Below are 13,857 nucleotides of genomic sequence, written 5' to 3'. Positions count from 1 at the left end.
TTCAAGACAAAAATACTGACAAATGACAAAACCTCACATTATCATCGCAAAAGCAGCTTTGTTTCTGCTTGTTGTGTTTATTATTACCATTCCACAAAATGCTTTTTCTCAAGCCGGTAGTTTGGGTATAAGTCAATCCGAACTGGATAAGTATAAGAATATGAAGGTTGATCAGCTAAGTGATGATCAATTAAGAGCAATGCTTAAGAAGTTTGAAGAGAGTGGAATGTCCGAGCAAGAGTTGGAAGCTATGGCAAGACTTCAAGGTGTTCCTGAATCAGAAATAACTAAAATGCGTATGAGAATTAATCAGATTCGAATGTCTGGAGGGTCTTCATCCGCTGTTGGAGTAGGGTCTGAAACAGAAGCAGGTGATAGTGTTGGAGTCGATTCATTAAGTTTTAATTATTTAGATCAAAGAGAGGAAATCCCTTTTGGGGATCTTCCGAATAAAAGAATATTTGGGGTTAAGTTGTTTAATAACCCAAACTTGACTTTCGAACCAAATTATAATATACCAACGCCAAAAAATTATCAATTAGGAGTTGGTGATGAGATTATTATTGATATTTGGGGGGCTACACAACAGAGTTTTTATACGACAATTCAGAAAAATGGAACTGTAAATTTAGAAGGGGTTGGACCAATTTACGTCAGTGGATTGACCATTGAAGTGGCTAATAAACATATTTTCGATCGTTTGTCGACAATTTATCAGGGACTTGTTAGTTCTTCAAATGGTAAGCCTAATACATTTGTTCAAGTGAGTTTAGGAACTATGAGGACAATTAAAGTCTCTGTGGTTGGTGAAGTGTTGGTGCCTGGCACATATACTCTGCCTGCCACTGCGTCAGTTTTTAATGCACTTTATTTAACTGGGGGACCTAATAATTATGGATCATTTAGAAAAATTCAAATTATTAGAAATAACAAGATTTATAAAACTGTTGATGTTTATGCTTTTTTGTTAAAAGGAAATTCTGCTGATAATATAGTATTGCAGGATCAGGATATTGTAATGGTGCCTCCGTTTGATGATAGAGTTGCAATGGCTGGTGAGTTTAAAATTGAAGGTTTGTTTGAGGCTAAACCCGGAGAAAGTATAAGCGAAATTATTGGCTATGCGGGAAACTTTACTTCTGATGCATATACGCATAGATTAGAAGTTATTAGGAAAACAAAAAAAGAATTTAAAATTATTGATGTTAATGATGATGAGTTCGATTCATTTATACCGATGAATGGAGATTCTATCATCGCTCATAAAATTCTTAACAGGTTTGAAAATAAAGTTAGCCTAACTGGAGCGGTATTTAGACCAGGGGATTACTCTGTTACAGACGGTTTGACATTAATGAGTTTAATTGAAAAGGCAGATGGTCTTAAAGAGGATGCTTACTTGGATAGAGCTATCATTACAAGAAAAGGCGAAGATTTTGAGCCTGAAATGATTTCTGTTAATTTGAAGGATTTGATCAAAGGAAAAGCTACTGATATAAATATTATTAGGGATGATCAGGTACGTGTGTTCTCGATATTTGAACTTAGAGAAGCTCAAAGTGTAGAAATTCACGGTCAAGTTCAGTTTCCAGGAGAATTTCCGTATTCCGAAGGCGTTACTATTCGTGATTTAATATTATTGGCTGGAGGTTTTAAGAATAATGCGACAGGTATGAATGTTGAAATATCAAGGCGTATTAATGAGCCTGAAAATGCTAGAACAAGAACTACCGCATTAGCTGAAATAATTCATTTTAATATCGATGATTTAAATGATAGATCTCCTGAGAACGCTTTTGTTCTAGAACCATATGATCAAGTTTTTATAAAGGCTGACCCCAATTATAAAGATCAAATTAATGTGGGAGTTTCAGGAGAAGTCTTATATCCAGGGAAATACTCGCTTGAAAGTGAACATGAGAAAATTAGCGATTTATTGGAAAGAGCTGGAGGGCTCACGCAGTTTGCTTTTGCCGAGGGAGCTTCTTTACAGAGAGTTGTCGAAGTTACTCAGTCTGAAAAAGTAAATCAAGATGTTTTGAAGAAACGCGGTTTGGAAGCACAGACCACTCAGGTGATCGGAATTGATTTGGTTAAAATTTTGAAAAAACCGGATAGCCCTGAGAATTTATATCTTGAAAAAGGTGATATTCTGCATATTCCTACAACTCAACAAACTGTTTCAGTACAAGGAGAAGCACTAAACCCAGTAGGAGTTCCATTTAAGAATAATTCAACAGCTATTCATTATATCAACGCAAGTGGAGGTTTTACAGCAAACGCTGATAGAAAGAAAACATTTGTAATTTATCCTAATGGCGTGTCTGCAAAGACGAGAAATCGATTGATCTTTTTTAAGAAATACCCAAAAGTTAAACCAGGTTCAAAAGTGGTAGTTCCTTTGAAGCCTGAAAGTAAGAAAATGTCTGCTACACAATGGATTGGAATTTCCAGTAGTTTAGCCTCTTTGGTATTATTAGTTGTAACTATTTCAAACGAAGCAAATAAGTAAATTTATGTTGCCAGCAGAAACAGAAACAGAAACAAGGTCGTCCGTAGCTACTTCTCAGCATTCTAAACAATATGTAGATGAAGATGAAATAGATCTAATAGAAGTGGCAAAAAGTATTTGGGATAGAAGAAAATTAATTTCCAAAATCTCATTAGTGACTTTGGTTATTGGAATTTTTTATGCCTTTACGACACCTGCCGAATATACCTCCATTAGTGTTGTTTTACCTGAATCAGATGAAAGCTCTATGATGGATTTAGGTGGTTTAGGTGGATTGGCAGGATTGGCAGGCATAGATATGGCTGCTTTAGGGGGGAAAGGCTCATTTTCGCCAGAACTGTATCCAAAAGTGCTTGAAAGTACACCTTTTCAGTTGGAACTTATTGAGACGCCAATATATTTTGAGTCATTAGGAAGAAAAATTCCGTTGAGAAATTATTTTGAAGAGCATGCGCCTGTAAATGTATCTGATATAATTATTCAGTATACTTTTGGCTTACCATTTCAGTTAGTAAAACTATTTAAAGATGAAAGAAAACTGAAAGCTGCTGATGAAAATTATATTAAATTGACTGAAGATGAAGCGAAATTATTGGATGATTTGAAAGATAGAATTACAATTGAATCTGATAAAAAAAATGGACTTATTAATATATCTGTTGAAATGCCTGATGCATACGCTTCAGCCGAAGTTAATGGATTGGTAGTGAGGGCTTTAACTGATTTTGTGATTGATTATCAAGTTCAGAAACAAAAGAAGAATGTAGATTTTATCAAAGAAAGATATTTGGAAGCTAAAGGTCAATATGAAGGTCTTCAAGAAAAAATGGCCAAGTATACAGATTCGCATAGAAATATTATTACTGCTGATGCTAACCTTGAAAAGCAAAGATTAGAGTTTGATTTAAATTTAGCGTTTAGTGTGTATAGCGGTTTAACAAACCAGTTGGAACAGGCAGAGATCAAGCTTAAGGAAGAAACACCAGTTTTCACTGTTTTAAGTCCTGGAGAAATTCCTTATAAAAAGAGTGCTCCTAGAAAAGGTATGATTTTAATATCTTCAGTTTTTATCGGCATCGTATTGGGTATAATAATAGTTTTTTTTAATAATTTGTTTAATAATTTAAAAGGTCAGTGGTAACATTATGAAGAAGATACTTCTAGTATTTGGTACAAGACCAGAAGCAATTAAGATGTTGCCATTGGTTAAAGAATTTAAAGCAAAAGAGGCGTTTGAAACAAAAGTTTGTGTTACTGCTCAGCATAGAGAAATGCTTGATCAGGTACTTGATTTTTTTGATGTTACTCCTGATTTTGATTTAGATTTGATGAAGCCAAATCAGAACCTTTATTCTTTGACAGGAGATATTATCAATGGGCTTAAGTCCATTTTGGAGGAATTTATTCCTGATTATGTCTTTGTGCATGGGGATACTACTACTACTATGGCTTCAAGTATAGCTGCATTTTATAGCGGAGCGAAAGTTTGCCATATAGAAGCTGGACTTCGGACCAATAATAAAAAATCTCCTTTTCCTGAAGAAATCAATCGTCAAATTACAGGGCGTATTGCCGATTATCATTTCGCACCAACAGATAAATCTAAGTCAAATTTGTTAGCAGAGAATATAAAGGAAGAAGATATTTTGGTGACTGGAAATACTGTAATAGATGCATTACTGGAGAGTGTTGAGATAGTTAACCAAATGGAATCCCCTAAGATTCAACAATTAAAAAAATTGATTCAAACAGACAAAGACATCATATTAGTGACAGGTCATAGGAGAGAGAATCATGGCCAAGGATTTTTGAATATCTGTGAAGCATTGAAAGAAATTGCAGATAAAGCAAATGATGTTAAGATAATTTATCCTGTTCACCTAAATCCAAACGTGCAAAAACCAGTTTACGATATTTTAGATGGGCATGCATCGATTAATTTAATAGATCCATTGCCTTATGAAGCTTTTGTTTGGTTAATGGATAAAGCAAAAATTATTATAACAGATAGTGGCGGTGTCCAAGAAGAAGCTCCAAGTTTAGGTAAACCAGTATTAGTGATGAGAGATACAACTGAAAGGCCAGAAGCCATTGAAGCTGGAACTGTAATTTTGGTAGGAACTGATAAAGATAAGATTGTAAATGAAACAATGAATTTGTTATATGATAATGAACGATATGAAGAAATGAGTAAACTACACAACCCTTATGGAGATGGAAAAGCTGCTCATAGGATTGTAAATTTCATCGCTGAGTTAGATGAAGTATCTGTTGAAAATTAAAGGAACTTTTATCTATTTTTTAATCTTTTTATAGAAATAAACGAATGAATAAAGAAACATACATATCAGAAGTAGTCATGATGGGCTTAGGTTATATAGGCCTACCAACAGCCGCATTGATTTCACAAAATCAAGTTAAAGTATGGGGTGTAGATATTAACCCTCAAGTAGTTGATACTATAAATTCAGGTAAAATACATATAATTGAACCTGAGTTGGATCAAGTTGTTGAAACGGCTGTAACAAATGATTATTTGAAAGCAGGGGTAGAACCAATTGAGGCTAAAACTTACTTGATAGTTGTTCCAACTCCATTTAAGGGCAATCACGAACCAGATATCTCTTTTGTCGAATCAGCAACTCGTTCAGTATTACCTTTGTTAAAAGAAGGTGATTTGTACATTATTGAGTCTACTTCGCCTGTTGGCACTACTGAGAAAATGGCTAATTTAATATATCAAGCAAGACCGGATTTACAAGGAAAGATAAGTATAGCTTACTGTCCAGAACGTGTTTTGCCAGGTAACGTGATGTATGAATTAGTGCATAATGACCGTGTAATTGGCGGTATAGACGATACCTCTACTCAAAAAGCGGTTGAATTTTACAAACAGTTTGTCAAAGGAGAGTTACATCAAACAAATGCTAGAACGGCAGAAATGTGCAAGTTAGTGGAAAACTCTTCACGTGATGTACAGATAGCCTTTGCTAATGAACTTTCATTGATTTGTGATAAAGCAGGGATCAATGTTTGGGAACTTATTAGCTTAGCTAATAAGCATCCAAGAGTAAATATACTTCAGCCAGGCTGTGGTGTTGGAGGACATTGTATTGCTGTTGACCCATATTTCATTGTTTCAGAGTATCCTATGGAGTCTCAAATAATTGGCAAAGCTAGAGAGATTAACAACTATAAAGCATTTTGGTGTGCTGAAAAAATCAAGACGGCAAAACTTGAATTTGAACTAAAAAATGGGCGTAAGCCAACTTTAGCATTGATGGGCTTAGCATTCAAGCCAAACATTGATGATTTGAGAGAAAGCCCTGCAAAGTATATTGTTCAGAAAGTGCTTCAAGATGCAAATAATGAAGATTATTTAATTGTTGAACCTAATATTGAAGATCATAAAGTTTTTAAATTAACACCTTATCAAGAAGCTGTTAAGAAAGCGGATATTATTGCTATTCTAGTTGCACATGATGAGTTTAAAAGCCTTGATTTAGAAAACGATAGCAAAGTGGTTTTAAATTTTTGTGGAATATAATAAATTATTTGATATTGTGAGTCAAGTTCAGGTTGGTAGTATAGAAATTAAATTGGATGAACTTAAATCTTTTCTAAGAAATAGTTTTGTCTATTTTGTTGAGGATTATCACTTAAAATATCAAACCTATTTTAAAACTGGAGGACATGTAAAATGTTTTATAGCACCATCTTCTCTTAAGGAGATGCGAAAAGTAATTGATTTCCTTTATTATGAAAAAATTGATTATAAGTTAATTGGAGCTACGAGCAATATTTTATTCTTTGATGAAATTACATACGCTGTTGTCGTTTCAACTAAGAATTTAGGGAACTGTAACATTGATCATAAAAATAGAATAGCACGTATAGAAGCAGGGTTTTCTTTAGAAGCATTTGTTCGCGTTATGCTTGTTGAGGGATATGAGGGGTTTGAAGGATTGGAAGGAATTCCAGGGACTATTGGAGGAGGCGTTTTTATGAACGCAGGAGCTTATGGTTATAATATTTCCGATCAAATCATTTCAGTCGAATGCCTTGATGAAAAAGGTAACTTTGTTACATTAGATAAATTAGATTGCGGGTTTAAATATCGTGATTCTATATTTAAATCATCATCATTAATTATTTTAGCAGTGAATTTTGCTTTAAGAAAAGGGGAAGGCTCTGTAATTTCAAAAAAGATTGAAACTTTTCATATAGCACGACATTCATATCAAGAGTTTGCTTACCCTAATTTAGGCAGTATGATTTCTTTGAGCGGTAATTTATATGCCGAAATATTAAAAAGAAATAAAAAACTTTATTATTTGTATTTTGTGATTAAAGTGTTATTCAAGAATCCTTTAGTCAAATTTTATAAACGAAAGAGCCCCGATAGCATTCCTTTTAATAAACTGCTTAAAATGTATTTAAAAGAGTTGTCTAAAGAAATAGAATCGCATCCTATGTCCAAAAAAAGCGCTAATATTTTGATTAATAAAAATAAGTTGACTGGTATCGATTTTCTAAATTATATGTATGGCTTACATGACTTGGTAGATTCAGTATATAAGATTGAAAATGAACCTGTTTTAAAGTCAATTTATAAAGCAGATGAAGAATTTCTATTAAAGGCAAAAGAATTAATTAGATGAAAAAGGCTTATATATTAGCATACCAAAGAGCTACTAACTATGGCGCTGTTTTACAGATATATGCACTAAAAAAGGTACTTGAGAGTAAAGATGTTAAGGTTGAGGTGATAGACTATATTCCTTATTGGATGAAAGTTACTCTTAAAAATCAGCCGTCAGTGCTTAGTTATCTAAAAAGGAAATTAATGAACAGAACGTTTGATAGTTTTTTTGGTAGGCTAGGGTTGACAAAAGAAAGCTATTATTCAAATGCTGATTTGTGCAGTAAATTACCTGAAGCAGATTATTATTTTGTTGGGAGTGATCAAGTTTGGAATACAAATATTATGAAGGAGGATATATCCTACTTTTTAAATTTTGCCCCTAAACAAGCTAAAAAGGTTGGTTATGCAGTTAGTATGGGAAATAATCCAATTGCTTCTACATTTTTAGACGATGTGAAAGAAGAAATTAAGCATTTTGATGCGGTTTCTGTCAGAGAAATGTATGTTTCTGAATTTGTTTCCACAATTAGTAGTTTAGAAACTCAAATAGTATTAGATCCAACATTGCTATTAAGTTGCTCGGATTATGATGCTGTATGTGATTCTAAAAAGTTTAACAAAGAATATATTGTTGTTTATTCTGCGATGAGGGATGAGAACCTATACTCTATGGCGATAAAATTGAGTAATCAAACGGGGCTGCCTATTATTAATTTAGGCTATCATTTTAAAGGTGCTCATAAGCATGAGTATTTTAAAAGTCCAGGCAATTGGTTGAATAGAATTAAACAGGCTAAGTATTTTCTAACTAACTCATTTCATGGAACAGTATTCTCTATTTTGATGAAAAAGGAATTTTATGTTGTTCCGAATACTAGTCAACCCGGCTTGAACGCTAGATTTGTGGAATTACTTAATTCTTTAAATTTAGAAAATAGACTAATTAATACATATGATGAGCTATTAAATAAATTAGACTCTAAGATTTGTTTTAACAGACCTCTTGAATTGTTGGAAAAAAGAAAAGAAGATTCAATTTCATTTATTAATAGAGTTCTAGATTAATAGAATTAATAAGCTCATAGGTAGTGTAATAATGAATTGCTTCATCAAATATAGCTTTATGAAGTTCAGTAAAATAAAATTTGTTGATGGAAGTATTGTTAAGGGTTTATAAAAATCAATTTGTTCGAAATTTTGGAGTGAATGGATTGAATTTTATTGTTAAGATTGGCTTGGGATTGTTATTGCCTCCTTTATTAATAAAGTTAATAGGACTTTCTTCATTGGGCTATGTCCAAATTGCTACCAGTGTGGCGGCTTATTCAGCTTTGTTGTCGACATCTTTAAACCAAGCAAATAACAAATTTGTGACAGTAGGAATTGGATCGAATAATCAACCGTATGTTAACAATGTGCTTTCAACTATTTTCACAATGTACGGTGTGAGCTTTTTACTTGTTATCCCCTTATTGTTGTTGTTCCTTCTAAATGTTGATGTTTTTGTAGATGTAGATACTAATGATATAAATTCTATAAGACTTTTGTTTTTATTTGTAGGATTAAGCCAGATCTGCGTGATGAGTAATACAGCTTTAGCAAGTCCATTATATGCGAAAAATAGAATTGATTTGATTCAAGGTGTAAATGTTACAAGGAATATTCTGCGATTAATTTTTATTTTTTTTGGATTAAGTTATGTGGTTCCCAATATAGTTGCAGTAGGTGTAGCGATTTTTACTTCTTCACTGATTTCAACTATAATTTCCATTTACTATTTTAGAGATAGCCTTCCGTCTTTTTCATTTACTAAGTTTAGTTCTAGTATTTTATCAGATGTTATGAAGCTTTCAGGCTGGACATGCGTAAGCGTTTTAGGTGTGATGTTTTTTATGCAAACGGATATTTTATTGATAAATAGATTTTTAGGCTCGGAAACATCTGGAGAGTTTGCATTACTTAATCAATGGGTTGTATTATTGATTAGTTTGACAGCTGTATTGAGTGGTTCTTTAGCTCCAAAAATTATGATGGAGTACTCAAAAGGAAATATTGACAAAATGAAAATACTTTTCTTGAGTTCAATTAAACATCAAGGGATTTTTATTGCAATTCCGATTAGTATAATATTTGTTTTTGCTGATTTTATTTTGAAAATATGGGTAGGCGAAGACTTTGTATATTTGTCGAATTACTTGCGGTTGATCATTGTTTTGCTGAGCATTTCTATGGCTATGAGACAAGTAGCAACAATCAATACTATTTTTGATAAAATGAAAGGTCATGCACTCTTAACATTGTTTTTTAGTTTGTGTCATATAGTTGCTGTAATATTTTTGCTTAAATACACTACTTTTGGTATGGTGGGGGTTATTATAAGCAATGTTTTGTTTTTTTTCCTTTTAAATGTGGTTTTTCTACCATTATATGCGAATAAAAAATTAAAAATTTCAAAAAGAAAAATTTATAAGCATTTGTTTTTAATTTTGCTTTTTGAAATTAGTTTGATTGCAATAGGTTTTACATTAAGGTATTTAAGTGGAGGAGAATCTTATATTAGTGCTTTATTAATAGTGCTTTTTCTTTTGTTTGTATCTTTAGTAGGCATATATTTTTTTATAGCCGATCAGTCTGAACGTAAATTGTTGAAAAACTATTTAGGAGGTATAAAATGATTCGTATTAAAAAAATAAACCTTCATGAGTTCATATATCTGACATTTGCGTTGGACTCTGCTTTAAAAATTCCGGTAGGGGGGTTTAAGCTTCACCTAGGAGTTGCATTGATATTACTATATTCTTTAATTTCAATTTTTCACAATATACGAAAGGTTAAAACTTTAAAATTTTTGAAAAGTAATTGGAGTATAGTTCCTTTTTTAGTGTTTGTGTTGATACATGTCGTACTGTTTGGAACATATAGTGCTAGATTTTCGATCCTGCTTTATTACTTTATTGCTTTGTTTGTTTTTAGTTATTTTCATTTTAAAAGTTCCAAAATTTCAATAAGAGTTATTGGGTATTTTCAGTGGTTGTTGATAATTAGCGGTTTGTTTCAGTTTTTGTTGTTTAAGCTTTTTGGGTATCAGCTAGCTTTTTTTGATGCAGCCCATTATGAAATAGAAGGAAGTTTTGCTACAAGACTTAGAGGTTTCTTTTTAGAGCCAAATTGGTTTTCAATTGTATTTATATTTAATGGACTTTTATTGTTCTATAAGAAGGGTAAGCTGATATATAAAGATCGAGTGTTGCTAATTTTTTCATTTATAACTCTTTTGTTAAATGGCTCATATGGTTTAGTTGTTGTTGTATTTGGGGTGTCTATAATGGAATTATTTCAAGGATTCCCAATTTTTTCAATGAAAAGGTTTAAGATAATAATCGCTTCATTTGTAATAGGTGTTTTTTTAATTGGATTTCGGACATATAATAAAGCAGAAAGCTCAACATCAAATAATAAAGAAATTGCCGTGAATTATGGGTCTCGATTATTACCTGCAGTTAGAACCACGTTATTTATGATGAATGAGTCAACATTTGATTTAGTTTTGGGGAAAGGTTTAGGTGCATGGGCTCCGATTGGTCTTGAAGAAAATTCATTGGGTTATGTTGGGATGAGTAATGGGGAAGAAAAAATAATTACACCTAGTCAGCGTGATTCAGCTGAATATCATGTTTTTTTACTAGAGTTTGGCATTGTCGGCATTCTTTTATACTTGTTTGATTATTTGTTTTTATTTTTTAAATATAGAAGAACTGATATAATTCTTGCCATTTCAATGATGTGCATGCTTGCAGCTTTTTTTGTTTACCCTATTTACAAGTTTAATATGTACCTAGCACCATTATTTTTAATTCGCTCTTTTGTAATTGGGAACAGTAAAAAATTAGTAATATGAAGATAGTTGAAGATTATTTTTCAAAATTTGAGTCAAAAAAAAATAGTAAGTCATTAGTTAAAGGCTTGGTAGTTTTATTGGATGTTAACTTTTGGATTGTTATAATTTTTAGAATAAGCTCTTTTTTTTCGACAATTAAGATGTATCCGTTAGCGAAGGTTTTTTGGTTGATAAACAGAGTTTTATTTTCAGTGGATATTGATCCCAGAGCGAGATTAGCAGGCGGTCTTAGTTTGGTTCATGGTATAGGTATAGTGATTGGTCATGAAGTTCGTTCTCTAGGGAGGTTAAAGATTTATCAAGGTGTTACTTTAGGTGGTAATTATGGTAAAGTTCGTGAAATAAAAGATGAATTTACTGGTCAGCCAGTTATTGATGACAATGTTATTGTCGGGATTAATAGTACGGTATTGGGCCCAGTACTTCTTGGAAAGAATTCTAAAATTGGGACTGGGGCGATAGTGACAAAAGATGTGACTGAGAATACAACTATTGTTGGTGTGAATAAAAGTATATAAATGAAAGTAATTCATGTATTTCCTTCTTTTAAGCGGTATGGGGGGGCGCAAAAAGTAATTTTTCAATTGTATAAATACTTAAATAAGTTTGGGCGAAATTATATTTGCAGTTTCGATAAGTATGAAGATATTAATGAACGTTTTTTATCAAGTTTAGATAGAAATCAATTTTTACATTTTTATGATTTAAGAAAATTAAAACTTAGGGATTATATTATTATTTCTCACGATAGAAAGCTTACATCGGGATTAGTACTATTGAATTATTTATTTAGATTTAAGTTAATTCATGTTGCTCATGGAGTATATAATAAGCATAAGTACTTTTCCTTTTTTCCAAAAAATATTATTGCTGTTTCAAAAGCGGTTAGAAGTAATCTTGTTGATTATTTTAATGTTGATAACACTTCAATAGAAGTGATTTATAATGGAGTAGAAGACCATAAAAAAAAGGGAGAGAAGAATTATTTTAAGAGTGCGAACAGAATATTGTTATTAGGTCAAATAGAATCAAATAAACAACAGTTAGAGATTATTCAAAATATGGATAGCGGTAGAAATAATAATTTTAAAATCGCTTTTGCTGGAGAAGGGTGTCAGTCAGAGACTCTTGTTCAAGCAATAAATGAATCTGCATTTAGAGAATGTTTTGACTATCTTGGGTTTGTTGAAGATGTATATAGCTTAATACCTAAATATGATTATGTTATGTTGTTCAGTAAAAAAGAGGGATTAGGAATCTCATTGATTGAGGGCTGTATGTATGGTAGGCCATTAGTTGCAAGAACATCAGAAGGTGCAGAGGCATGTGGGGAGGTTTGTAAAAATGGGTTTAATGGTTTTGAAGTTACTGATATTGTTTCTCTTTTTGATGTGTTAGAAAACTTACCATCTCGAGATAGTAGAGAGTTTATGAAGTTGTCTAAGAATTCTCGAGTTATGTACGAAAAATATTTTAGTGAAAGTATGATGATTCATTCCTATGATTTATATCTAAAGAAAATATGAGAGAATTATTCGGTAAGTTTGGGTTTTTAGTTATTGATGTTATAAGAGGAACATCGGTAGTAAAAGTTTTTACAGAACTGTTAAAGTTTCAATTTTTAGACAAGTCAAAGTTAAATAAGTTATCACAAACGTCTTTAGATGAACTTGTGAAAAAGTCACAAAATATACCTTTTTATAAAAGTTACGCTAGCTTTGATGAATATCCGATCCTTACAAAGAAGATCGTGAGAGAAAAATATGACAGTTTTTTTAATCCTTTTATTTCAAAAAAAGAGCGAGTAAGAAAAAAAACTGGAGGATCAACAGGAGAACCTTTTGTCTACTATACTGGAAAAGAATCCCAAAGTTATCTTTGGGCAGGGATTTTATTGGCATGGAATGCTGCAGGTTGGATATGGGGGGAAAAAGTTGTTTTTTTAGCTGGCAGTTCTATTTTTGGAAAAGGATGGAAATTGAAGATTTACTATGCTTTAATGAATGTTAAAGTTTTTGATTCTTTTGACATGAATCAGAAGTTAATGAAAGCTTGTTTAAGCTATATTGAAAAACATAATGTTCAGTTTTTATATGGATATGCATTTTCTCTTTACGAATTAGCAAAATTCAATGAAAATAATGCTAAGCAGGTTTCTGTGAAGTCTGTTATTTCCACTGCTGAGAATTTAACTGAATCAATGAGAAAAAAAATTGAAAACTCATTTTCATGTGAGGTTTTCAATCAATATGGGTGTAACGATGGAGGGGTAAGTGCTTTTGAGTGCGAAGTTCATGATGGGTTTCATTATATAAGTACTAGAGCCTATGTTGAATCTATTGATGGACGACTAGTTTCTACTGATATGAAAAATGAAGTTATGCCATTATTAAGGTATGATACAGGGGATAGAGTTGTTCTTTCTGATCGACTATGTGCTTGTGGCCGTGGCTTTCCGATTATTCAGGAAATTTCAGGAAGGTCAAATGATGTAGTTTTTAATACTGAAACAAATGCAATGGTTCATTCTGAATTTTTTAATCATTTATTTAGAGAGAACCAAAGTATTTCCAGCTATCAAGTAGTTATAGAAGATAGAAATGTCAGAATAAATTTAGTCACAGAAGAAAGCATTGACCTTGAAGCTATTAGAATTAAGTACGGTAATGCAATAAGAGGAAAGATTGGGGCATATAATATTACCTTTTTGTCTAATCATATTTTAGAGCATTTGAAAAATGGCAAGCATCAAACCATTGTAAATAAAAATATTTGACAAAGATTGAATAAGAGGATAAACAT

Annotated in this window: 11 protein-coding genes; all 11 read left to right on the top strand. The window is 32.1% G+C overall.

The annotated features are described in order from the left end of the window. The first annotated feature begins 22 nt into the window (after positions 1–22). Positions 23–2,512: an SLBB domain-containing protein gene (locus AABK36_RS17340; protein ID WP_309940018.1), complete on the top strand. Its 2,490-nt coding sequence runs from the start codon at positions 23–25 to the stop codon at positions 2,510–2,512. Positions 2,513–2,516: 4 nt separating this feature from the next. Continuing rightward, positions 2,517–3,653, top strand: a complete 1,137-nt coding sequence (locus AABK36_RS17335; RefSeq protein ID WP_309940019.1) for a Wzz/FepE/Etk N-terminal domain-containing protein — start codon at positions 2,517–2,519, stop codon at positions 3,651–3,653. Positions 3,654–3,657: 4 nt separating this feature from the next. Further along, complete coding sequence (gene wecB / locus AABK36_RS17330; protein WP_309940020.1) at positions 3,658–4,794, top strand: non-hydrolyzing UDP-N-acetylglucosamine 2-epimerase; 1,137 nt, start codon at positions 3,658–3,660, stop codon at positions 4,792–4,794. Positions 4,795–4,838: 44 nt separating this feature from the next. Continuing rightward, positions 4,839–6,059 (top strand): UDP-N-acetyl-D-mannosamine dehydrogenase, encoded by a 1,221-nt coding sequence (gene wecC, locus AABK36_RS17325; RefSeq protein ID WP_309940021.1) that lies wholly within the window; start codon positions 4,839–4,841, stop codon positions 6,057–6,059. Then, on the top strand, positions 6,049–7,173 hold the full coding sequence (locus AABK36_RS17320; protein WP_309940022.1) for a UDP-N-acetylmuramate dehydrogenase: 1,125 nt from the start codon (positions 6,049–6,051) through the stop codon (positions 7,171–7,173). Before wecC ends, AABK36_RS17320 begins: the two co-directional genes overlap by 11 nt. Next, complete coding sequence (locus tag AABK36_RS17315; protein WP_309940023.1) at positions 7,170–8,222, top strand: polysaccharide pyruvyl transferase family protein; 1,053 nt, start codon at positions 7,170–7,172, stop codon at positions 8,220–8,222. The genes AABK36_RS17320 and AABK36_RS17315 overlap by 4 nt, the downstream gene beginning before the upstream one ends. Positions 8,223–8,308: 86 nt before the next feature. Then, complete coding sequence (locus AABK36_RS17310; protein ID WP_309940024.1) at positions 8,309–9,832, top strand: lipopolysaccharide biosynthesis protein; 1,524 nt, start codon at positions 8,309–8,311, stop codon at positions 9,830–9,832. Next, positions 9,829–11,055 carry a hypothetical protein gene (locus tag AABK36_RS17305; RefSeq protein ID WP_309940025.1) on the top strand — a complete coding sequence of 409 codons (1,227 nt, stop codon included), beginning with the start codon at positions 9,829–9,831 and terminating at the stop codon, positions 11,053–11,055. Before AABK36_RS17310 ends, AABK36_RS17305 begins: the two co-directional genes overlap by 4 nt. Further along, positions 11,052–11,573 (top strand): serine O-acetyltransferase, encoded by a 522-nt coding sequence (locus AABK36_RS17300; protein ID WP_309940026.1) that lies wholly within the window; start codon positions 11,052–11,054, stop codon positions 11,571–11,573. Before AABK36_RS17305 ends, AABK36_RS17300 begins: the two co-directional genes overlap by 4 nt. After that, positions 11,574–12,581 carry a glycosyltransferase family 4 protein gene (locus tag AABK36_RS17295; RefSeq protein ID WP_309940027.1) on the top strand — a complete coding sequence of 336 codons (1,008 nt, stop codon included), beginning with the start codon at positions 11,574–11,576 and terminating at the stop codon, positions 12,579–12,581. Then, positions 12,578–13,831 (top strand): phenylacetate--CoA ligase family protein, encoded by a 1,254-nt coding sequence (locus AABK36_RS17290; RefSeq protein ID WP_309940028.1) that lies wholly within the window; start codon positions 12,578–12,580, stop codon positions 13,829–13,831. Before AABK36_RS17295 ends, AABK36_RS17290 begins: the two co-directional genes overlap by 4 nt. The last annotated feature ends 26 nt before the right edge of the window (positions 13,832–13,857 follow it).

Origin of the sequence: Aureibacter tunicatorum (assembly GCF_036492635.1) — a bacterium.
Classification (GTDB): domain Bacteria; phylum Bacteroidota; class Bacteroidia; order Cytophagales; family Cyclobacteriaceae; genus Aureibacter; species Aureibacter tunicatorum.
The sequence above is the reverse complement of the archived record's forward strand: the minus strand, read 5'-3'. Positions and strand labels throughout refer to the sequence as shown.

Bases quoted from the DNA above. Each gene is read 5' to 3' on its own strand.
- AABK36_RS17340 (WP_309940018.1), top strand. From the start codon at position 23: ATGACAAAACCTCACATTATCATCGCAAAAGCAGCTTTGTTTCTGCTT.
- AABK36_RS17335 (WP_309940019.1), top strand. From the start codon at position 2,517: ATGTTGCCAGCAGAAACAGAAACAGAAACAAGGTCGTCCGTAGCTACT.
- wecB (WP_309940020.1), top strand. From the start codon at position 3,658: ATGAAGAAGATACTTCTAGTATTTGGTACAAGACCAGAAGCAATTAAG.
- wecC (WP_309940021.1), top strand. From the start codon at position 4,839: ATGAATAAAGAAACATACATATCAGAAGTAGTCATGATGGGCTTAGGT.
- AABK36_RS17315 (WP_309940023.1), top strand. From the start codon at position 7,170: ATGAAAAAGGCTTATATATTAGCATACCAAAGAGCTACTAACTATGGC.
- AABK36_RS17310 (WP_309940024.1), top strand. From the start codon at position 8,309: ATGGAAGTATTGTTAAGGGTTTATAAAAATCAATTTGTTCGAAATTTT.
- AABK36_RS17305 (WP_309940025.1), top strand. From the start codon at position 9,829: ATGATTCGTATTAAAAAAATAAACCTTCATGAGTTCATATATCTGACA.
- AABK36_RS17300 (WP_309940026.1), top strand. From the start codon at position 11,052: ATGAAGATAGTTGAAGATTATTTTTCAAAATTTGAGTCAAAAAAAAAT.
- AABK36_RS17295 (WP_309940027.1), top strand. From the start codon at position 11,574: ATGAAAGTAATTCATGTATTTCCTTCTTTTAAGCGGTATGGGGGGGCG.
- AABK36_RS17290 (WP_309940028.1), top strand. From the start codon at position 12,578: ATGAGAGAATTATTCGGTAAGTTTGGGTTTTTAGTTATTGATGTTATA.